We start from the raw sequence: 22,895 nt of genomic DNA, 5'->3' as shown, positions 1-22,895 counted from the left end.
TTTTTGTAAAATTGTTGATATCGATGTATAAATATAATAACAGACTGATTTAAATAGCTTTTTATTTTAAAGCTTGATTAGAGATCATAACAAAACTGGCAGCAGATCGCGACCATAATTTACGATCTAATTTACTTTTCCCATGCTTTTATTCACTTTTTATACAGGGGCTGTGGAAAACTTCTTATTTATGATGATCCTATCGGATCATGAAAATTGATCATAAATAAACATGCTTTACGCACTCTATTATGATTGACTTTTCGTCACTTCATCTATAATATCTCGCGCTCGCAATGGCACCTGTGCCAGGATCGCGACCTGCATAGGATGTTTTAACTTTAACCGATCGGATGAGATTGTTATGAAAAGAACTTTTCAACCTAGCGTTTTAAAACGCAAACGTACACACGGTTTCCGTGCTCGTATGGCAACTGTAAATGGCCGTAAAGTATTAGCTCGTCGCCGTGCTAAAGGCCGCAAAGTTCTTTCTGCTTAATTTATAAGTGGAAGACTTTAGCTTTGGCAGGGAGTTACGTCTGTTAACTCCCTCGCATTACTCTCGCATATTTAACGAACCCGCTCGGGCTGCAACTCCTTTCTTTACTTTATTAGCAAAACCAAGTGACCAGTCAAAACCTAGGTTAGGCCTTACTGTTGCTAAAAAACGTGTAAAAAAGGCATGTCAACGAAACCGTATTAAACGTCTTGCTCGCGAAAGTTTTCGTTTAAACCAACACACGCTCGATAATATTGATATTGTGTTGATGGTTAAAAGTGGCATTGATGAACAGTCTAATGAAGAATTAACCAAACAACTTACAAAGCTGTGGCGTAAGATTAATGAACGCTGCAAACCTGGTGCCCCTAAACCGCCACCATTTAAAAAACGCCCAAACAAATCAGCTAAATCGACTAAACAAGCCCGATAGCAATAGAATTACAGGGTTAATTAAGGTATCTTTAGCTCACCTTTTAATCATGCGTTTAAAATCTCATAGTGAGTCTTTAAATACATGGTATCTATTCACTAAACATAACGTAGGGGCATGTACAACATGAGGTTACTTAAACCACTTGCTGCTTTACCAACACGTTGTTTAGTTTTATTTATCCGCGGTTATCAAAAGTGGATTAGCCCGCTATTAGGTCCGCATTGTCGTTTTAATCCAACGTGCTCTAGTTACGCTATTCAAGCAATTAATTTGCATGGATCGGTAAAAGGGTGTTGGTTAGCTGTTAAACGCATATTAAAATGCCATCCTTTACATTCAGGCGGAGACGACCCCGTTCCTGAAAAATTAACCCGTATTAACCACCAACACGAGAAATAAGAGCTGTTATGGAATCGCAACGCACGTTTTTATTCATCGGCCTAATGCTAGTGTCGTTTTTATTATTTCAAGAGTGGAATAATGACTACAACACACCAAAAGCCGATCCTAGTGCCACAACACAAACACTAAAAGCAAATTCACCAGAATCAGATGATTATGTTCCAGCTTCATCAGACTCAGGTTTACCTGCTTCAACAACTTTAGCTAAGCGCGCTGTTATAAATATTACAACAGACGTGTTTAAAGTAAAAATTGACACCAAAGGCGGTGACATTGTTGAAACAGACTTAATTGATTATAAAGAAACCAAAGGCAGTGATGTTCCTTACATGCTACTGGGTGAGTTTGATGGTAAACAATACTTTTCACAAAGTGGTTTAATAGGTTTAAATGGCCCAGATGCATCAGCAAATGGTCGTCCTACTTACCAATCAGAACAAACTTCTTATACTTTAACAGGTGATGAGCTTCGAGTTCCTCTTCAGTTTACTGATAGTAACGGTGTAAGTTTCACTAAAACATATGTATTCAAAAAGGGTCAATATGATGTTGGCTTAGAATATAAAGTTAACAACACCACTAGTGCGCCAGTACAAGTTCAGCTTTACACACAAATAAAGCGTACCGTACAAGAAAAAGGCAGCATGGTTGATCAAAACTATTTAGGGGCTGCATACGGTACTGATGAAGAACCATACGAAAAGTATAGTTTTTCCGATATGGCCGATAAAAACCTAAACATAAATACCCAAGGTGGTTACGTTGCCTTTATCCAGCATTACTTTGTAAGTGCTTGGGTGCCAATGCAAGATCAAGCAAATACACTTTATAGTTTAATCACTAAAAGTAATGCAGCTATCATTGGTGTTAAAGACGAAGCGGTAAATGTTCAAGCTGGTAGTGAGCAAACACTTACTGCAACTTATTACATGGGCCCTAAAGAGTCAGATAAACTTGAAGCGATTCACACTGACTTAGACTTAACGGTTGATTACGGTTGGTTATGGTTTATTTCTCAACCTTTATTTGTGCTACTTAAATGGTTACACAGTATTTTAGGTAACTGGGGTGTAGCAATTATTGCCATCACTATTATTGTTAAAACATTAATGTATCCACTGACTAAAGCACAGTACACCTCAATGGCTAAAATGCGTGCATTACAGCCTAAGATGAAAGCGCTAAAAGAAAAGTATGGCGATGATCGTCAAAAATTCGGCCAAGCGACTATGGAAATGTACCGTAAAGAAAAAGTGAACCCTATGGGTGGCTGTTTCCCTATTTTACTGCAAATGCCAATCTTCTTAGCCTTGTTCTACGTATTCTTAGAGTCTACAGAACTTCGTCACGCTGAATTTGTACTTTGGCTAACTGACCTTTCTGCGAAAGACCCATACTACGTATTACCAATCTTATTTGGTGCGAGTATGTTTATAACGCAAAAACTACAACCTATGACGGTTACCGATCCAATGCAGCAAAAAATGATGACCTTTATGCCGGTTATCTTCTCTGTATTCTTCTTATGGTTCCCATCTGGTTTAGTACTTTACTGGTTAGTGTCTAACCTTATTTCTATTGTCCAGATGTTGATCATCTACCGTGGCATGGAAAAGAAAGGAATTAAAGTAAGGGGCGATTAAACTCCCTACTTATATAAAGGCGACTTAGGTCGCCTTTTTTATTGCCTATTTTTTATAACAGCATTCGCGAGTGCCTATTTGATAGGTTACAATACCGCCATTACGTTATTTAAGTTGGCAAATAAACCGCATGATCAATCACGATACAATTGCAGCACAAGCCACTGCCCCAGGTCGAGGCGGTGTTGGTATTATTCGCGTTTCAGGAACCCTAGCCAAACAGGTTGCTGAAAAAATAATAGGCAAAGTCCCTAAAGTTCGTTATGCCGACTATGTGCCATTTAACACCCTTGCAGGTCAGCAACTTGACCAAGGTATTGCGATTTACTTTGCTGGCCCAAACTCATTTACCGGTGAAGATGTACTCGAACTTCAAGGCCATGGCGGCCCAGTTGTTCTTGATATGCTACTCAAAGAAATAAGTAAAATAGACGGTGTGCGTTTAGCTAAACCAGGGGAATTCTCTGAGCGTGCGTTTATGAACGATAAACTTGATTTAACTCAAGCAGAAGCAATCGCCGACTTAATTAATGCAACTAGCGAGCAAGCCGCTAAAAGCGCTCTACAGTCACTTCAAGGGCAATTCTCTAAGCACATAGAAACCTTAGTTGAAAAAGTCATTCACTTACGTATGTATGTGGAAGCAGCTATTGATTTTCCTGACGAAGAAATCGATTTTTTATCAGACGGAAAAGTGGGCGGTGATTTAAATGCCATCATTGAGCAGCTTAATGCCGTAACCAATCAAGCCAAACAAGGCAGCATAATGCGCGAAGGTATGCGCGTCGTTATTGCTGGTCGCCCTAATGCCGGTAAATCAAGCTTACTTAATGCATTAGCAGGTCGAGAAGCGGCTATTGTAACTGAAATAGCCGGCACCACTCGTGACGTATTACGTGAGCATATACATATAGATGGTATGCCACTGCATATAATAGATACCGCAGGCCTACGAGAAAGCCCAGATAAGGTAGAGCAAATAGGCATTGAACGTGCTTGGGATGAAATAAACCAAGCCGATCGGGTGTTATTTATGCTTGATGGCACCGACACAGCCGATACTGATCCACATGCTATTTGGCCTGAATTTATGGCTAAGTTACCCCAAGGTATGGGCGTGACCGTGATCAGAAATAAAGCCGATTTATCGGGTGATACGGTTGGTATGGATCAAGAGCAACAATATCCGGTCATCAGTTTAAGTGCTAAAAATGCTGACGGCATAGAGCTTGTGCGTGAGCACTTAAAAGCCTGTATTGGTTTTGATGGTGCCACAGAGGGTGGCTTTATGGCGCGACGTCGTCACTTAGATGCACTGGAACACGCAGCCTATCACTTAGATACGGGTAAAACACAATTAGAAATGCACGTGGCCGGTGAAATCCTCGCTGAAGAACTGCGCTTAACACAGCAGTATCTTAACGAAATAACCGGTGAATTTACTTCTGATGATTTGCTTGGCAAAATTTTCAGCTCGTTCTGTATCGGTAAATAGTCGAACTAATAATTTAATCATTAAGGGCACCTAGGTGCCCTTTTTAATGCCTACTATTTTTAATATCGACTCGCCAAACTGTATTTTAATAACCCATTTTGAAAACCAAACAGACTAAAAAACAGCTTAAATTGCACCTATATTAGCCTCAATTCGCCTTTAAAAATGTATTCAAGCCATAGTAGGCTAAGCCAATAATCACAGCTAATAACAGATAAACTACCTAGATTAATAGTAAAAAATTAAGCTTCTTTCCTCTAAAAGAGCACCTATAACATTGGTTTTCCACGTTTGAACATGGGTAATTATCAAACCATAAAAATAAAACGTACCTAAAAAGTAAATTTGATCGCCCACTCCACCAGCAAAACACCGTTAATTTCTTAGTTAAAATTGATGTAATTTATTTTTTAGCAGATCAGTTATCCACAATTGCGGGTTTTATTGCCTTAAAAATGAGTTAAAAGCGATAAAAAGAAATAATATGTTGTGTTTAATAGGCTAAATAGCGATTTTTAGAAAATAAAAATGGATTTTTAGGCTGATCTGAGAAAATAGATCATTTTTTAAAATTATTTTCGATCCCAATTTTAAGTTATCAACATGCTTTATATCCACACTAAGATCAACACACGTTTATTTATAAATTTGTACTAGCTGATGGTTAACACTCAATATAAAATCAATAACTTAGCAAACTATTTGTAACATTACTTCTTAGTTAAGCAGAGCTTTCCCCAACCTTATCAACAACTTGATCAGAAGATTACATTTAAAGATATTTTGTTAAACCATTAATAATCAGCAACTTAAAACCGTAATTCACGCGAAGGCTTAAATTACCACAAAAATAGTTATACAAAATAACACTCTTAACTTTACTGTTATACTCACTCGGCTATCATAGGCAGCAATTAAAACTAATAGTGATCAGCAATATTCATGAGTTCAGTAAATATTATCGTTGGTAGTCAAATGGGATCCGCCGAGTACGTTGCAGAGCAGCTAAGCGATGCGCTTAACAACCAAGGGATTAATAGCCAACTACATGATCAACCTGAATTTAATGAAATAGATCAGCAAAATACTATTTGGTTAGTTTGTACATCAACCTATGGTGCGGGTGATTACCCTGACAATCTAATTAGCTTTGTCGAACAAGTATCTCAAGTAGATGATCTCTCGCATTTAAAGTATTCGGTTATTGCACTAGGCGATACCAGTTACGACACTTATAACCTTGCAGGGCGTAATATAGATGCCCTTTTAAGCCAAAAAGGTGCTGTAAAAGTAGCACAACGGTTGGAGCTAAACATTCTTGATGAAGCACTACCCGAAGATACGGCCTTAGCTTGGTTAGACTCGTGGATAGCACAAACAGGTTTAAAATAGAAAGATCAAGCGATAAGTTATAAATAAAGTTACCCACAATTTACTAATAATTTAATATATTTTGTGGATAAACACTGATTAAACTGCTTTTTTAGCTATGCTTATCCATGGGATAAGATCGAGACTTGATCGGCCTGTGTATAACAGCCCGTTTTGATCAGAGCTTATTTGCCTGAAGATCCGATCATATTAACACCTTTAGATCCGATCTAATTATATGTTTTTAATCATGATCTAAAGCTTATCAACAGAAAACCCGATCAGTAGTAGTAATAGTATTAAAAGATCTCTTTAAAAGATCCTTTATATTATTAGAGATCACTTACTTAGATCTTGAGCACTGTTTAATCATTTATCTTCTGCTAATTTCTAGGTAGAATACGCTCCCTTTTGAAGTTTACTGGTTTGATTTAAGTAGGATCCCATTAATGATTTTTCACGAAAATTTTGACGTTATCGTAGTAGGTGGTGGACATGCAGGCACTGAAGCCGCATTGGCAGCTGCCCGTATGGGGATGAATACCCTGCTGCTAACTCACAATATGGATACCCTTGGTCAAATGTCTTGTAACCCAGCAATTGGTGGCATTGGCAAAGGTCATCTGGTTAAAGAAATTGATGCCCTGGGTGGCGCAATGGCTCAAGCCATTGACAAAGGCGGGATCCAATTCCGTACGCTTAACTCTTCTAAAGGCCCTGCTGTACGAGCGACTCGTGCTCAAGCAGATCGTGCCTTGTACAAAGCGGCTATTCAAAACACACTTCAAAACCAAGAAAACTTAAAGATTTTTCAGCAATCATGTGATGATCTAATTGTTGAAAATGATCGTGTAACCGGTGTAGTGACACAAATGGGTTTACGTTTTAGTGCACCGAGTGTAGTACTAACCGTAGGTACCTTCTTAGGTGGTCAAATTCATATCGGCCTTGAAAACTTTAAAGGTGGCCGAGCTGGCGATCCACCTTCAATTGCCTTAGCTGATCGCTTACGTGAATTACCATTTAGAGTGGATCGTTTAAAAACCGGTACGCCACCGCGTATTGATGCCCGCACTGTCGATTTTAGTAAAATGCAAGAACAACCAGGTGATACACCAACACCGGTATTCTCATTTATGGGTAAACAAAGCGACCACCCACAACAAATACCGTGTTACATCACTTACACCAATGAAAAAACACATGATGTTATTCGCAAAAACTTACATCGCTCACCTATGTACTCAGGTGTTATCGAAGGAATAGGCCCTCGTTACTGTCCGTCTATTGAAGATAAAATTGTCCGTTTTGCAGATAAAGATAAACACCAGATATTTGTAGAGCCAGAAGGTTTAACTTCATACGAGTTATACCCTAATGGTATTTCAACCAGCTTACCGTTCGATGTGCAGTTAGAAATTGTGCAATCGATCACCGGATTTGAAAATGCACATATCTGTCGTCCTGGCTACGCCATTGAATATGACTTTTTTGATCCACGCGATTTAAAACAATCATTAGAAACTAAATTTATTGATGGTTTATTTTTTGCTGGTCAAATTAATGGTACTACCGGTTACGAAGAAGCGGGTGCGCAAGGTTTGATCGCAGGTATGAATGCAGCCTTACAAGTACAAGGCAAAGAATCGTGGACGCCTCGTCGTGATGAAGCCTATGTAGGCGTACTGATTGACGACTTAGCAACACTGGGTACAAAAGAACCGTACCGTATGTTTACTAGCCGCGCTGAATACCGTTTGCTACTTCGTGAAGACAACGCTGATATTCGTTTAACTGAAAAAGGCCGTGAACTTGGTTTAGTTAACGATGAACGTTGGCAAGCATTCAACGAAAAAATGGAAGTGATCGCTAAAGAGAAACAGCGTATTAAAGATACCTGGATCCATAAAGATCATGCCATGGTTAATAAAGTAAACGAATTACTAAAAACGCCACTTGTGCGTGAAGCCAGCTTAGAAGAATTATTGCGTCGTCCAGAAGTGCGTTATAACGACTTGATGGCGATTGAAGGACTTGGATCTGAGTTTACCAATAAGGCGGCTTTAGAGCAGGTTGAAATTCATACGAAGTACGCAGGTTATATTGCGCGTCAGCAAGATGAGATCAATAAGCAACTTCGTCATGAAGAAACAATATTACCAAAAGAGTTTGATTATAAAACCGTCTCTGGTTTATCAAACGAGGTTGTTGCTAAGCTAATTGATGCTCGTCCAGACACTATCGGCCAAGCTTCGCGTATTTCTGGTATCACCCCAGCGGCGATTTCGCTATTATTGGTGTATCTGAAGAAGCAAGGCTTGTTACGCAAAACTGCGTAACGGTAAAGGTACATTGTGTTACAGCAACAATTAACAACTTTGTTAGCGCAAACTGATATTGCGCTAACACAAAAACAACAGCAGCAGCTTGTTCGCTATGTCGAATTACTCGATAAGTGGAATAAAGCCTATAACTTAACTTCGGTACGTTTACCTCAAGAAATGATGGTTAAACATATAATGGATAGCTTAGTTGTTGCGCCTCACTTGACCGGTCATCATTATATTGATGTTGGCACAGGTCCTGGTTTACCGGGCATAGTGTTAGCTATTGCCTTACCTGATACGCAGTTTGTATTATTAGATAGTTTAGGTAAACGTGTACGTTTTTTAATGCATGTTAAACATGAGCTTGGCCTTGATAATGTCACCCCTGTGCAGTCAAGAGTTGAAGAATATCAACCAAGTGTTAAATTAGATGGCGTACTAAGTCGTGCATTTGCATCGTTACAAGATATGATTGACTGGTGTTCGCACTTAATCGATCATTCAGGTAAGTTCATTGCACTTAAAGGGGTATTTCCAAGTGAGGAATTAGACTCACTCCCTGCAGGTGTTAAGTTTGAGCAAAAAATTGCATTAGAAGTACCGGATTTAGATGCACAACGACATTTAATAATTCTTTCTAAAGACTAGGGATCAGAGACACTGTGGCAAAAGTCATCGCATTAGCAAATCAAAAAGGCGGAGTAGGTAAAACTACCACTGCCGTTAATCTCGCTGCATCTATGGCTGCAACGAAACGTAAAGTGCTGTTAATAGATCTCGACCCGCAAGGCAATGCGACCATGGGCAGTGGCGTCGACAAATATGGTGACGTCCCTACTATCTATGACTTGCTCATAGAAGATAAGCCTATTGATGAAGTGATTATTAAAGAAACCTCAGGCGAATATCATATGATTGCTGCAAACGGTGATGTGACCGCTGCAGAAGTTAAGCTGATGGAATTATTTGCGCGAGAAGTACGTTTGCGTAACGCGCTTGAAAAAATACAAGATCAGTATGAGTTTATTTTTATAGACTGCCCGCCTTCTTTAAATATGTTAACCGTTAATGCCATGGCCGCTGCCGATTCTATTTTAGTACCTATGCAATGTGAATATTATGCATTGGAAGGATTAACAGCGTTAATGGACACGATTACGCAACTTGCTAAGTTAGTTAACCCTAACTTACAGATTGAAGGCATACTTCGTACTATGTACGATCCGCGTAATCGACTAGCAAATGATGTATCAGAACAATTAAAACAACATTTTGGCGATAAAGTATACCGTACGGTGATCCCACGTAATGTTCGACTTGCAGAAGCCCCAAGTTTTGGTGCCCCAGCAATGTACTACGATCGAGCATCAAGTGGCGCGAAAGCTTATTTAGCTCTCGCTGGTGAAATGCTACGCAGAAAAGAAAAAACAACTCCCGTTGTCGCCTAACTTTGAGGTAAAAAAATAACATGTCTGCTAAAAAACGAGGTTTAGGCCGAGGACTCGATGCGCTTTTAAGTTCATCTAAACCTGCACCAAGCGAAGGCAAGGAACAGGATACTGCTAACGTAACCAGCGCAGTTGAAAATGCAGCGCAGCCTAGTAACAGTGAATTACAAAAACTACCGATCGAGCTTTTACACTCAGGTAAGTACCAACCTCGTAAAGACATGTCTGAAGAGGCACTCGAAGAACTCGCCAGTTCGATACGCTCACAAGGAATTATTCAACCTATCGTTGTGCGCCCTGTTGCGCATAACAGCTACGAGATTATTGCCGGTGAACGTCGTTGGCGTGCTGCACAAATTGCTAAACTTGAGTTCGTACCCTGTATTATTAAAGACGTACCTGATGAAGCTGCCGTTGCTATTGCTCTGATTGAAAATATTCAGCGTGAAGACTTAAACGCTATGGAAGAAGCGATTGCACTTAATCGGTTGCTTAATGAGTTTGAGTTAACGCATCAACAAGTGGCTGATGCCGTTGGTAAATCACGTACGACCGTGACTAACTTATTACGCTTAAATAATCTAAATAACGATGTAAAAATTTTGTTAGAGCATGGTGACATTGAAATGGGCCACGCACGTTGCCTGTTAGCACTTGAAGGTGAAGTGCAATCAGACGCAGCCCGTTTAGCTGTTGCAAAGGCATTGACCGTTCGCGAAACAGAAAAACTAGTACGCTCTATTTTAGAGCCAGCTCCAGCAAAAGAAGTAATAGAAAAAGACCCAGATGTTAAACAGTTAGAGCAGCAGCTTGCTGATAACCTAGGGGCAAAGGTAGAAATAAATTACAACAAAAAAGGCAAAGGGAAGTTGGTTATTTCTTACACTAATCTTGACGAGTTAGACGGTATTTTAAACCGTATCAATCAAGACTATTCCCACCATTAATTCATTGGATGTCTAAAAAGGGACATTTAAAGCGATTTTGTGTTACAAAGCACCTACTCAAGTTGCAAAACTGGCAGGATTAAGTATAATTTCGCCAGTTTTCATACCCTGACAATTAGAGCGTCATAAAGGTTAATTAAAAGTGACTAATAAGTTAGCGAGCCCGTATAGGCTTGCCGCATTAAAATTAATTTGCCTTCAGGGATTTGTAGCCCTTTTAGCTGCACTAATAATTTTTATAGGTTGGGAAACCAATGCCGCACTTTCAGCTCTAGCTGGTGGCGCAGTCGCAGTACTTCCTAACTTTGTATTTGCGCTTTATGCATTCAGATATATGGGTGCAAGTCGAGCAAATCAAGTGTATGCCTCGTTAAAACGCGGCAACGGATTAAAATTTATGCTAACAATCGTTTTGTTTGCACTAATGCTAAAGCTTTATCCGGTAGTACTGCTACCTTTCTTTTGTGCTTATGTGTTGGTGTTGTTTACAGGATTGTTTACACCCGTTTTTTTTAAACATTAACTTTTGGGATATAACATGGCTGCAGAAGAAGTTACTCTATCTAGCCATATTCAGCACCACTTAACCAATGCTAAGATGTGCTCGACCGACGCCGGTCTTGCCTTCAATAAAGCATGTACGGATAGTGGCTTCTGGACATGGCATATAGATACCCTCGCATGGTCTATCGGACTAGGTCTAATATTTTTATGGATCTTCCGTAGTGCCGCAAAAAAATCAACTCTGGGTGTACCTGGAAAACTTCAATGTTTCATTGAAATGGTTGTTGAGTTCGTTGGCGACAACGTACGTGATACCTTCCACGGTAAAAGTAAGCTAATTGCACCATTAGCATTAACAATATTCGTTTGGATATTCTTAATGAACTTAATGGATTTAATCCCAGTTGACTTCCTACCTGCATTTGCTGGCTTTGTTGGCGAAACTGCATTCGGTATGGATTCACACGACGTATACATGAAAATTGTACCAACTACAGATATCAATATGACAGCTGCACTTGCGCTGGGCGTGTTCATTCTAATGATTGGTTACTCAATTAAAATCAAAGGTATCGGCGGTTTTATTAAAGAACTAACACTTCACCCGTTTAGTTCAAACAATACAGCTATGCAGATTCTTTTAATTCCATTCAACCTATTACTAGAGCTTATCGCATTGGTTTCTAAGCCGTTTTCACTGGCTCTGCGTTTGTTCGGTAACTTATATGCAGGTGAGTTAATCTTCATCCTTATAGGTGCTGTAGGTTTAATGCAACTACCGTTGCACTTTGTGTGGGCTGTATTCCATATCTTAGTAATCGTATTGCAAGCATTCGTATTCATGATGCTTACAATCGTATACCTAAGCATGGCAAGTTCAGATAATCACTAATTACTATATTTACAATTTTACTTTTACTTTTAATACAATTGAAACTTTGGAGAAATAAATGGAAGCTTTAGAATTATTAAACGGCTTAAAATACATCGCAGTAGCTTTACTTATCGGTTTCGGTGCAATCGGCACAGCAATCGGTTTTGGTAACATGGGCGGTAAATTCCTTGAAGCATGTGCACGTCAACCTGAGCTAGCACCATCGCTACAAGTTAAAATGTTTATCCTTGCTGGTCTAATCGATGCTGTAGCAATGATTGGTGTTGGTATCGCGATGGTATTGTTGTTCGTACTTTAATTTTATTTTTTGAACAGCTTACTATTTAAGGAGGAGCGGTTGTGAACTTAAACGCCACTCTTATCGGTGAATTAATTGCGTTTACGGTGTTCGTATTATTTTGTATGAAATACGTATGGCCACCACTAAACGGTGCAATTGAAGCTCGCCAGAAGAAAATCGAAGATGGTTTAGCTGCCTCTGATAGAGCCGAAAAAGACTTAGAACTTGCGCAACAGAAAGCTGCAGAACAGCTTAAAGATGCAAAGGCTCAAGCGGCTGATATCATTGATCAAGCTAAAAAGCGTGCCGTGCTAATTGTTGACGAAGAAACTGTTCGTGGTCAGCAAGAGCGTGAAAAAATTATTGCTCAAGGGCACTCTGAAATTGAATCAGAGCGTAACCGTGTGACAGAAGAGCTACGTAAGCAAGTAGCAACTCTGGCAGTGGTTGGCGCAGAAAGAATTTTAGAGCGCGAAATCAATCAAGCCGCACATAGTGACATCGTTGAAAAACTTGTCGCTGAGCTGTAATTAGGAGGGTATGAGCATGTCTGAATTGACTACTATCGCTCGCCCATACGCTAAAGCGGCTTTTGAACTTGCCGTTGAAAAAGGCGCTATTGAAAGCTGGAATGACATGTTGTTCTTTGCTGGCCACGTTGCCAGCAATGAACAGGCATCTACCATTTTAGCTGGATTGCCTACTGCTACCGCACAAGCTGAGTTATTTATTAACTTATGTGGTGAGCAGCTCAACGAACAAGGTCAGAACCTAGTTAAGGTGATGGCTGAAAATGGACGTTTGATTGCACTACCTGAAGTTGCCCATTTATTTTCTGCTTTAAAAGCAGACTATGAAAAAGAAATCGATATTGATGTGATTTCGGCAACACCTCTTGCTGCAGCGCAGCAAGAATCATTGGTAGCGGCACTTGAAAAACGTTTCGCACGCAAAGTTAAGCTGAATTGTAGTGAAGACGCTACAGTAGTTGGCGGTCTTATTATTAAGGCAGGCGACACTGTAATTGACGGCTCTTTACGCGGTAAATTAAATCGCTTAGCCACAACACTACAATCGTAATTGGGAAAAAGAGCATGCAACTTAATTCCACTGAAATTTCAGATCTGATCAAACAACGTATTGAGAAGTTCGAAGTTGTAAGTGAAGCTCGTAACGAAGGTACAATTGTATCTGTTACTGACGGTATCATTCGCATCCACGGTCTAGCTGACTGTATGCAAGGTGAGATGATTGAGCTTCCTGGCAACCGTTATGCTATCGCACTAAACCTTGAGCGCGACTCAATTGGTGCAGTAGTAATGGGTCCTTACGCTGACCTTACAGAAGGCGTAAAAGTATACACAACTGGTCGTATCTTAGAAGTTCCTGTTGGTGCGGGTCTACTTGGTCGTGTTGTAAACACACTAGGTGCTCCTATCGATGGTAAAGGCGCTTTAGATAACGACGGGTTTGAACCTGTAGAAAAAATTGCACCAGGTGTAATCGAGCGTCAATCAGTAGATGAGCCAGTACAAACTGGTTACAAATCTATCGATGCGATGATCCCAGTTGGTCGTGGTCAGCGTGAGCTTGTTATCGGTGACCGCCAAACAGGTAAAACTGCACTAGCAATCGATGCAATCATCAACCAAAAAGACACAGGCGTTAAGTGTGTGTACGTAGCGGTTGGTCAAAAAGCATCTACTATTGCTAACGTAGTACGTAAATTAGAAGAGCACGGTGCACTTGCAAATACTATCGTAGTTGTAGCATCTGCTTCTGAATCTGCGGCACTTCAGTACTTAGCACCGTTCTCGGGCTGTACTATGGGTGAATACTTCCGTGACCGTGGTGAAAACGCATTAATCGTATATGATGATTTATCTAAGCAAGCTGTTGCTTACCGTCAAATCTCATTGCTACTTAAGCGTCCACCAGGCCGTGAAGCATACCCAGGTGACGTATTCTACCTTCACTCGCGTCTTTTAGAGCGTGCATCACGTGTAAACACTGATTACGTTGAAAAGTTCACTAACGGTGAAGTGAAAGGTAAAACAGGTTCATTGACGGCATTGCCTATCATTGAAACTCAAGGCGGCGACGTATCTGCGTTCGTACCGACAAACGTTATCTCTATCACCGATGGTCAGATCTTCTTAGAAACTGACTTATTCAACTCAGGTATCCGTCCGGCAGTAAATGCTGGTATCTCGGTATCGCGTGTTGGTGGTGCTGCACAAACTAAAATCGTTAAGAAACTAGGTGGCGGTATCCGTCTAGCCCTAGCTCAGTACCGTGAATTAGCTGCGTTCTCGCAGTTCGCGTCTGACCTTGATGATGCTACTCGTGCTCAACTTGAGCATGGTGAGCGTGTAACAGAGCTAATGAAGCAGAAACAGTACGCGCCAATGTCTGTTGCTGAAATGTCTTTGTCGTTATTCGCAGCTGAGAAAGGTTACTTAAAAGACATCGAAATTCCTAAAATCATGGATTTCGAAGCGGCTTTACTTTCTTACGCAAATAGCACATACGCAGAGCTTATGGCTCAAATCAATGAAACTGGTAACTACAACGCCGAGATCGAAGCGCAGCTTAAAGAACTTCTAGAGAAGTTCAAGTCTACGCAAACTTGGTAATTTAGTTATTAATGGTGTGCTTTATATCCTAAAGCACACCTTGATTCGGAGAGAGAGTCATGGCCAGCGGAAAAGAGATTAAAAGCAAGATCGGCAGTATTAAAAATACTCAAAAGATCACTAGCGCAATGGAAATGGTTGCTGCGTCTAAAATGAAAAAGGCGCAAGAACGAGTGGCTTCAAGCCGTCCATACGCTGAAAAATTACGTAAAGTGATTGGTCGTGTTGCTCAAGCAAATCTTGATTTTACTCACCCGTTCTTAGAAGAACGTGAAGTAAAACGAGTTGGTTATATTGTTATCTCTACTGACCGTGGTCTATGTGGCGGTTTAAACTCAAACGAGTTTAAAAAAGTCGCATTAGAGATTAAAGCGTGGAAAGAAAAAGGCGTAGATGCTGATTTTGCTACTTTAGGTAGTAAAGCAGCTGGCTTCTTTCAACGTTTTGGTGGTCAAGTGCTTGCTAAAAAAGCAGGTCTTGGAGATAAGCCTTCAGTACAGGACGTAATTGGTCCAGTAAAAATAATGCTAGATGCATTCTCTGAAGGTAAAATTGACCGTTTATTCCTGGTATATAACAACTTTGTTAATACCATGAAGCAAGAGCCAATAGTAGATCAGTTACTCCCTTTGCCAAAAGCTGAAGAAGAAGTATCTACACATGCGTGGGATTACTTATATGAACCAAACCCAGAGGCTATTTTAGAGTCTTTGTTAGTACGTTTCATTGAGTCTCAGGTATACCAAGGTGTAGTTGAAAACGCTGCCTCTGAACAGGCTGCCCGCATGGTTGCAATGAAAGCTGCAACTGATAATGCCGGTGACCTTATGGATGAGTTACAGCTTGTATATAACAAAGCTCGCCAAGCAGCAATCACACAAGAAATTAGTGAGATTTGTTCTGGTTCAGCAGCAGTTTAATGCTTCAGGCAAAGATTAACGAGAGGAATAGACATGAGTTTAGGTAAGGTCGTCCAAATTATCGGCGCCGTTGTGGATATCGAATTTCCACAAGACAGCGTGCCAGCCGTATATGACGCGCTAAAAGTAACAGATGGCGATTTAGCTGGTTTGACTTTAGAAGTTCAACAGCAGCTAGGTGGCGGTGTGGTACGTACTATCGCACTAGGTACTACAGACGGTTTACGTCGTGGTGCTGCAGTAGCAAACACAGGCGAAGCAATTCAAGTTCCAGTTGGTACTAAGACCCTAGGTCGTATCATGAACGTACTTGGTGAGCCAATTGATGAAGCAGGTCCAATCGGTGAAGACGAGCGTATGTCTATCCACCGTGCAGCACCTACTTACGAAGAGCAATCAAGCTCAGTTGAACTTTTAGAAACGGGTATCAAGGTAATCGACCTTGTATGTCCATTCGCTAAAGGTGGTAAAGTTGGTTTATTCGGTGGTGCCGGTGTTGGTAAAACCGTAAACATGATGGAACTTATCCGTAACATCGCAATCGAGCACAGCGGCTACTCAGTATTCGCAGGTGTTGGTGAGCGTACTCGTGAGGGTAACGATTTCTACCATGAGATGAACGATTCAAACGTACTTGATAAAGTATCGCTTGTATACGGTCAGATGAACGAGCCTCCAGGTAACCGTTTACGCGTAGCGTTAACAGGTCTTACTATGGCTGAGAAGTTCCGTGACGAAGGTCGCGACGTACTTTTCTTCGTAGATAACATCTACCGTTACACACTTGCGGGTACAGAAGTATCAGCACTTCTTGGTCGTATGCCATCAGCGGTAGGTTACCAGCCTACACTTGCTGAAGAAATGGGTGTACTTCAAGAGCGTATCGCATCTACTAAGACTGGTTCAATTACTTCAATCCAAGCGGTATACGTACCTGCGGATGATTTAACGGATCCATCTCCAGCAACAACGTTTGCTCACTTAGATGCAACAGTGGTACTTTCACGTGATATCGCATCACTAGGTATCTACCCAGCGGTAGACCCTCTTGATTCATCTTCACGTCAGCTTGATCCACAAGTAATCGGTGAAGAGCACTACGGTATAGCGCGCGGCGTTCAAACAGTTCTTCAGCGTTACAAAGAACTTAAAGACATCATCGCGATTCTAGGTATGGACGAGCTTTCTGACGAAGATAAGCAACTTGTATCTCGTGCACGTAAAATCCAGCGTTTCCTATCTCAGCCATTCTTCGTGGCAGAGGTATTTACAGGTGCGCCAGGTAAATACGTTTCACTTAAAGACACAATTGCAGGCTTCAAAGGTATCTTAAACGGTGAGTTTGATGATATGCCAGAGCAAGCGTTCTACATGGTTGGCTCTATTGAAGAAGCTCAAGAAAAAGCCAAAAGCATGTAATTAGGAGGGTAGTATGGCAGCTATGACTGTACATCTTGATGTAGTAAGTGCTGAAGAGAAATTATTTTCTGGTTTAGTAGAATCTATTCAAGTATCTGGTAGTGAAGGTGAGTTAGGTGTTAACGCCGGTCACGCCCCACTACTAACTGCCCTTAAACCTGGTATGGTACGTTTAGTTAAGCAATTTGGTGAAGAAGAACTCATCTATATTGCTGGCGGTACACTAGAAGTTCAACCGAACATAGTGACCGTACTTGCTGATACAGCTGTTCGTGGTGAAGACCTGGACGAGAAAGCTGCAGAGCAAGCTAAGCGTGACGCTGAAGCCCAAATGGCAAAAGGCGCATCTGCTGAACTTGATTACAATCAAGCAGCAATGCAACTAGCTGAAGCAATTGCTCAGCTACGCATTATTCAGCAATTACGTAAAAAGTAAGCCTATCTGGTTTTTAAAAGCCCACTTTATGTGGGCTTTTTTGTGCTTGATAGATGACTCTATCTAGCTTTGCTGATAATCTAAACAACATTAAGTAGTTAGTTTTAATAATTAAATCCTATCAAATTATTAGCTATAAGGACGTAGTGACCTACCAATGAAACCGTCAACTTTTTCAGAATCAATAGTAGAAATCAAGTTTGGAGCATGGCGTTTAAACCCCAAACAGCAAACTATTAATGATGGTGTAATTGAAAGGGAATTGGAGCCGCTACTGTTTAAAATTCTTAGTTACTTCATTCTTAATAAAGAGTCGATAATTACCCGTCAAGACCTAATTGACGACGTATGGTGTCAACATTATGTTGACGATAACGCCATTAACAGAGCTATTTCAGAACTGAGAAAAGCCCTTAAATCAGATAAACAACGCGGCTTAGTGGTAAAAACACATTACAGAAAAGGGTATAGCTTTTTTTTAGAGCCAGAGATCATACATCATGAAAAAGGTACTTCGTCATTTAGCCAAGTTAACGCATTAAAAGAAACACCTAATAAAAAACAAAAAAAGTTAATCGCACTAATAACTATATTAGTTTTAGGTGCTTTCATTAGTATTTACATGTTTCAAAGTCAATCTAGCCTAGATAACAAGATTGGAAATGATACGTTACTAAAGGTTGAGACAAAAAGCCCAAACATCGTAGAGAAAAAATTTAACGAAGAAACACTCTCTTGGCGACAAGGTATATATAGCCAAATGGTACTTTCTCCTGACAACTCAACTGTTGCACTGTCATTCTTTGAAAAAGAACAACAATACTCGTCGCTTTTAATTAAAAACTTACATACCGGCCAAGAAAAGCTAATTTCAGAAGCTAACGCTAATATTTCTCCTGCAGGCTGGTCTATGGATAGCGAACGTGCAATTTATAAAGTAGAAAGTAAAGGCAAATGTGGGTTGTGGGAAGTAGATTTAACAAGTAGTGCAGGTAGTAAGTTTTTATTTGATTGTGAGCCTTCATACCCAATGAATGCGATTAGTCTTGATAACAATTCTATTGTCTATTCAAAGTATGGTTATAGAAATCGCTCTGAATTATCAGTGCTTGTTAATCGAAACTTGAGTACCGCTGAGGAATTTCAAATAAGTTCACCAAACCTAAATTCGTATGGTGATAAGTTTTTATATTTTATAAAAAATAAAAATAAAATTATATTTGAGAGACATCAATTTAACTCTAGTGAACTATATATGACGGATTTAGAAGGTGGCGCCCAAATAAAGCTTTATGAGACTAAAAGTAGAATATGGACAATTAACTATCAACAAGAAACCGACTCATTGTTATGGTATGACAATAAAGAAGAAATTTTTTACCAATATTCTTTAAACAATAACCGTATAGTAAGTAAAACAAAAGTTAATAGCGCCAGTAGCTACTCAATAACTTATCCGATTAATAATAAAAATATTTTAGGGTTGATATATCCTTTTACAAATAATATTTACAAATTTGATTTAGCTTCTCAAAATTTTGAACGTGTATCAAAATTTGATAGTAAGTTTGCAAATTTTATTGGAGAAAACCTTGTATTTTTAAGTAATGATGGGGAATCAACAAAACTAAATACTGTATTCAAAGATGGCAAAGTCAAGTCAAAAAAAGTCAGCTTTAGTTATCGAGACTTTAAAATATCTTCCGATTCTCAAGAAGCCTTCGGCGTTAGTGAAAGTGAAATAGAAATACTCAACTATGAAGATTTATCCGTTAAGGATGTTATTACCCCCAAAGGTGATTTGATCTCGGTTAATTATTTACTAGATAAAAATATTGGCTATATTGTGCAGGATAAACCTAGTGCAAACAGCAGCTCTTATATTTTTAATAGAAGTAATTCTAATAGCATATTGTTACCAGTAAAAAATGCAGTGTGGTTTGGTCAGTTACGAAATAATAAACTCATTTTTTTGAATAATTTAGATATGTTGATATTTTTCGACTTATCAACTGGGGAACAAACAAAAGGCTTTAAAGTAAAAAAATCAGCCTATAAACACTCTTTATCGATAAATCAAAATAAACTGTATCATTCAACGGGTAAAACTGTGTACGAATATGATTTTTCCGAAAGCTTTAGTGTGTCGCCAAAAAAAGTGTTTGAAATTAGCAAAGCAGAAGATGTTATTCTAGATGTAAATTTTTCGAGTTCAGGTAGCACTCTAACGTTAGAAATAGTTGAATTGGTAAACAACGAGCTTGTAATACTATCGCCGGAGAAAAGCGATTAATTCGAATAAGTGTAAGTGATATACCTGCCAGTAACTTTCTTCCAGTCGGTGTGTTTGTGACAAACAATATATTTAATCCCGATAAATTAGTTAAGTGAAAAGAAGTACCCCACAAGTTACTTTACTGTAATTATAATTTTCACTTATATCCTTTACCAAACCTCGCTACAATAACCCTATTCTATTAGGTGTTACTTTGCTTAAGTTAAGATTCAGTAGTCATTGCTTAGCCTACTGAGTATTTGCACATGATGTGACTTACGTAATCTACTTTGCAGCACACTTATTCTATCAAGCTAAAACAACGGAAAAGGAAATTGTTTTAATGGCTCTAACAACAGTAATTCTTGCAGCGGGTAAAGGTACTCGTATGCGCTCTGCTCTGCCTAAGGTACTGCATAAAGTGGCAGGTAAACCTATGGTGCAACACGTTATCGATAATGCCAATGCGCTAGGCGCAACCTCTACCAACCTTGTTTATGGTCACGGCGGCGAACTATTACAACAACAATTAGCCGATAATAACGTAAACTGGGTGCTACAAGCTGAGCAACTAGGCACAGGCCACGCAGTGGCACAAGCAAACCCACATATAAATGACGACGACACTGTACTGGTTTTATACGGTGACGTACCTTTAACTAAGCAATCTACACTTGAGCGCTTATTAGCAGCGACACCTAAAAATGGTTTAGCAGTATTAACCGTTAATTTAGCAAACCCAAACGGCTACGGGCGCATGCTACGTGTTGATGGTAAGTTAGTGGGGATTGTTGAGCAAAAAGATGCCAATGCTGAGCAGTTACTTATTAACGAAGTAAACACCGGCATTATGGCGGTTAATGGTAAGCTTTTAAAAAGCTGGTTAGGTAATTTATCCAACAATAATGCCCAAGGTGAATACTACCTAACAGATATAGTTGCTATGGCGCATAGTGAAGGCGTAGAAATTACATCAGCACAGCCTGATCACCCAATGGAAGTTGAAGGTGCAAATAACCGCGTACAACTTGCAGGATTAGAGCGTGCTTACCAAGCATGGCAAGCAGAAGAGCTCATGTTAAACGGCGCCACCCTTGCTGACCCTGCACGCATAGATGTACGTGGCGATGTTAAAACAGGTGAAGATGTCCTCATCGATATCAACGTTATTTTTGAAGGTACAGTGACCTTAGGTAATAACGTACAAATTGGACCTAACTGTGTACTTAAAAACTGTAGCATCGGTGACAATGTTATTATTAAAGCCAATACACTAATTGAAGATGCATCAGTTGCGGCTCAATGTACACTCGGTCCATACGCCCGCCTTCGTCCTGGTGCAGTAATGGAAGAAGACTCGCACATTGGCAATTTTGTCGAAATGAAAAAAACCCGTTTAGGCAAAGGTTCTAAAGCAAACCACTTAAGTTACTTAGGTGATGCTGAAATTGGCGAGAAAGTGAATATTGGCGCAGGCACTATTACCTGTAACTACGATGGGGTTAATAAAGCAAAAACCATTATTGGCAATAATGCCTTTATAGGCTCTAACTCGTCACTGGTTGCTCCTGTAAATATTGGTGCAACCGCTACCGTTGGCGCGGGCTCTGTTATTACCAATACCGTGGCGGATGATCAGCTAGCTGTAGCACGTGGCAAGCAACGCAATTTAGACGGTTGGAAACGCCCAGTTAAAAAATAGTAATGATCATTACTTATTAAATATTTAAAGCGAGTTTTATAACTCGCTTTTTTATTGCCTAAATATAATTCAAATAAAAATGCCATACTGTTGTCATCCCTGTGTGTTGATATTTAACGAATACAACACTAAGGAAAACAATAATGTTAAACAAATCAATAATAGCCCTTTCTTTGCTATCACTATTAACTGGTTGCTCACTAGATGGTGATGACGGCCAAGATGGCGCACAGGGTGTACAAGGTACAGCGGGTAATAATGGCGAAAACGGCACTAATGCAAATTCAGCTTTAAATATCAATCTTATTGGCCGCGCAGTACTCAATGCACAAAGCCCGGAAGGAGCAGCTGAAATAGTCGCCTACCAAGCCTCTAAAAAATGGATTTATGCCATTAATAGCTCTGGTGATGAAGCTGTTGTGAATATCATTCCTGCCGATACGTTCGACACTGCAGCATTAGTAAAAGATAACGAAGGTATTGTAACTGCGACCAACTTAGCCTCTGCCATTACGCTCTCTCTAAATGAAAATACGCCTGGCGATGCAAACAGCATAGCTATCGATGCGAATAACCAATTATTAGCGGTAGCAATGGCTGCTATAAGCGTGGGTGAAGCTGGCCAAATAGCGTTTTACAATATTAGCGGAGATACACCAGTATTTATTAAAAATGTAACAGTAGGTGCCCTACCCGACATGGTAGCATTTAGTCATGATGGTGCAAAAGTAGTGGTTGCTAATGAAGGCGAACCTAATGGCGACTACAGTATCGACCCCGAAGGCACAATTAGCATTATCGATATCAATAACGGCACTATTGCCGATACCGCTTTGAGCATAAACTTTCAAGCTTACAATAATAAGCAAGCAGAATTAGAAGCGCAGGGCTTAGTGTTTGCCAATCCTACTGGACGTACTATTAATGGTAATTTAATAAATACCACGGTTGCGATGGATTTAGAGCCAGAATATGTGAGCATTTCCAAGGATAATAAATACGCTTATGTCTCTATTCAAGAAAATAACGCTCTAGCCATCATCAACCTTGAAGATAATTCCCTTGAGCTAAAAGGACTCGGTTTTAAAGATTGGTCAAACTTACAATTTGACGCTTCAGACAAAGACGGCGGTGTTAACTTTAAATCATACCCTGGTTTATATGGCATGTATCAGCCAGATACAATTGCAAGTTTTAGTTGGAAAGGAGCCAACTTTATTGTATCTGCCAACGAGGGTGATGCACGCGAATACTTTTTTG

Annotated in this window: 22 protein-coding genes (1 of these 22 running past the window's edge); all 22 read left to right on the top strand. The window is 39.9% G+C overall.

Features of this window, described 5'->3' with window-relative positions:
• The first annotated feature begins 364 nt into the window (after window positions 1–364).
• Window positions 365–499 carry a 50S ribosomal protein L34 gene (gene rpmH, locus B1F84_RS15130; RefSeq protein ID WP_008112968.1) on the top strand — a complete coding sequence of 45 codons (135 nt, stop codon included), beginning with the start codon at window positions 365–367 and terminating at the stop codon, window positions 497–499.
• 7 nt (window positions 500–506) lie between these two features.
• Window positions 507–932: a ribonuclease P protein component gene (gene rnpA, locus B1F84_RS15125; protein ID WP_076920139.1), complete on the top strand. Its 426-nt coding sequence runs from the start codon at window positions 507–509 to the stop codon at window positions 930–932.
• A gap of 126 nt (window positions 933–1,058) precedes the next feature.
• Window positions 1,059–1,334, top strand: coding sequence for a membrane protein insertion efficiency factor YidD (gene yidD / locus B1F84_RS15120; RefSeq protein WP_008112973.1), 276 nt, complete (start codon window positions 1,059–1,061; stop codon window positions 1,332–1,334).
• 8 nt (window positions 1,335–1,342) lie between these two features.
• A complete protein-coding gene (gene yidC / locus B1F84_RS15115) occupies window positions 1,343–2,980 on the top strand; it encodes a membrane protein insertase YidC (RefSeq protein ID WP_076920138.1) in 1,638 nt (545 codons plus the stop codon).
• 130 nt (window positions 2,981–3,110) lie between these two features.
• Window positions 3,111–4,475, top strand: a complete 1,365-nt coding sequence (mnmE, locus tag B1F84_RS15110; RefSeq protein ID WP_008467041.1) for a tRNA uridine-5-carboxymethylaminomethyl(34) synthesis GTPase MnmE — start codon at window positions 3,111–3,113, stop codon at window positions 4,473–4,475.
• 942 nt (window positions 4,476–5,417) lie between these two features.
• Window positions 5,418–5,867 carry an FMN-binding protein MioC gene (gene mioC / locus B1F84_RS15105; RefSeq protein ID WP_131691882.1) on the top strand — a complete coding sequence of 150 codons (450 nt, stop codon included), beginning with the start codon at window positions 5,418–5,420 and terminating at the stop codon, window positions 5,865–5,867.
• 428 nt (window positions 5,868–6,295) lie between these two features.
• Entirely contained in the window at window positions 6,296–8,185 is a 1,890-nt protein-coding gene (gene mnmG, locus B1F84_RS15100; protein ID WP_008464166.1) for a tRNA uridine-5-carboxymethylaminomethyl(34) synthesis enzyme MnmG, read from the top strand.
• 15 nt (window positions 8,186–8,200) lie between these two features.
• On the top strand, window positions 8,201–8,821 hold the full coding sequence (rsmG, locus tag B1F84_RS15095; RefSeq protein WP_008464169.1) for a 16S rRNA (guanine(527)-N(7))-methyltransferase RsmG: 621 nt from the start codon (window positions 8,201–8,203) through the stop codon (window positions 8,819–8,821).
• Between the two features lie 14 nt (window positions 8,822–8,835).
• Complete coding sequence (locus B1F84_RS15090) at window positions 8,836–9,621, top strand: ParA family protein (protein WP_008112117.1); 786 nt, start codon at window positions 8,836–8,838, stop codon at window positions 9,619–9,621.
• 20 nt (window positions 9,622–9,641) lie between these two features.
• Complete coding sequence (locus B1F84_RS15085) at window positions 9,642–10,568, top strand: ParB/RepB/Spo0J family partition protein (RefSeq protein ID WP_075169486.1); 927 nt, start codon at window positions 9,642–9,644, stop codon at window positions 10,566–10,568.
• Between the two features lie 142 nt (window positions 10,569–10,710).
• A complete protein-coding gene (locus B1F84_RS15080) occupies window positions 10,711–11,091 on the top strand; it encodes an ATP synthase subunit I (protein WP_131691881.1) in 381 nt (126 codons plus the stop codon).
• A gap of 15 nt (window positions 11,092–11,106) precedes the next feature.
• Window positions 11,107–11,964 carry a F0F1 ATP synthase subunit A gene (gene atpB, locus B1F84_RS15075; protein ID WP_008112123.1) on the top strand — a complete coding sequence of 286 codons (858 nt, stop codon included), beginning with the start codon at window positions 11,107–11,109 and terminating at the stop codon, window positions 11,962–11,964.
• Between the two features lie 58 nt (window positions 11,965–12,022).
• Entirely contained in the window at window positions 12,023–12,265 is a 243-nt protein-coding gene (gene atpE, locus B1F84_RS15070) for a F0F1 ATP synthase subunit C (RefSeq protein WP_008112128.1), read from the top strand.
• 41 nt (window positions 12,266–12,306) lie between these two features.
• Window positions 12,307–12,777, top strand: coding sequence for a F0F1 ATP synthase subunit B (gene atpF / locus B1F84_RS15065; protein WP_008112130.1), 471 nt, complete (start codon window positions 12,307–12,309; stop codon window positions 12,775–12,777).
• Between the two features lie 16 nt (window positions 12,778–12,793).
• A complete protein-coding gene (gene atpH / locus B1F84_RS15060) occupies window positions 12,794–13,327 on the top strand; it encodes a F0F1 ATP synthase subunit delta (RefSeq protein WP_008112132.1) in 534 nt (177 codons plus the stop codon).
• Between the two features lie 14 nt (window positions 13,328–13,341).
• Window positions 13,342–14,883: a F0F1 ATP synthase subunit alpha gene (atpA, locus tag B1F84_RS15055; RefSeq protein ID WP_008464173.1), complete on the top strand. Its 1,542-nt coding sequence runs from the start codon at window positions 13,342–13,344 to the stop codon at window positions 14,881–14,883.
• A gap of 59 nt (window positions 14,884–14,942) precedes the next feature.
• Window positions 14,943–15,803, top strand: coding sequence for a F0F1 ATP synthase subunit gamma (gene atpG, locus B1F84_RS15050; protein WP_008464174.1), 861 nt, complete (start codon window positions 14,943–14,945; stop codon window positions 15,801–15,803).
• Between the two features lie 33 nt (window positions 15,804–15,836).
• Complete coding sequence (gene atpD / locus B1F84_RS15045; RefSeq protein ID WP_008464175.1) at window positions 15,837–17,222, top strand: F0F1 ATP synthase subunit beta; 1,386 nt, start codon at window positions 15,837–15,839, stop codon at window positions 17,220–17,222.
• Window positions 17,223–17,235: 13 nt separating this feature from the next.
• Window positions 17,236–17,658, top strand: coding sequence for a F0F1 ATP synthase subunit epsilon (locus tag B1F84_RS15040; protein ID WP_008464176.1), 423 nt, complete (start codon window positions 17,236–17,238; stop codon window positions 17,656–17,658).
• Window positions 17,659–17,815: 157 nt separating this feature from the next.
• Window positions 17,816–19,951 (top strand): winged helix-turn-helix domain-containing protein, encoded by a 2,136-nt coding sequence (locus B1F84_RS15035; protein ID WP_131691880.1) that lies wholly within the window; start codon window positions 17,816–17,818, stop codon window positions 19,949–19,951.
• A gap of 325 nt (window positions 19,952–20,276) precedes the next feature.
• A complete protein-coding gene (gene glmU / locus B1F84_RS15030; protein ID WP_131691879.1) occupies window positions 20,277–21,635 on the top strand; it encodes a bifunctional UDP-N-acetylglucosamine diphosphorylase/glucosamine-1-phosphate N-acetyltransferase GlmU in 1,359 nt (452 codons plus the stop codon).
• Window positions 21,636–21,778: 143 nt separating this feature from the next.
• Window positions 21,779–22,895: the 5' portion of a choice-of-anchor I family protein gene (locus tag B1F84_RS15025; RefSeq protein WP_131691878.1), read on the top strand. The gene runs 668 nt beyond the window's last position; only the first 1,117 of its 1,785 coding nucleotides appear in the window; its start codon is at window positions 21,779–21,781; its stop codon lies off the right edge, out of view.

Source organism: Pseudoalteromonas sp. DL-6, assembly GCF_004328665.1.
Classification (GTDB): domain Bacteria; phylum Pseudomonadota; class Gammaproteobacteria; order Enterobacterales; family Alteromonadaceae; genus Pseudoalteromonas.
Note: the sequence above shows the minus strand (reverse complement) of the source record. Positions and strands in the feature narration are given on the sequence as shown.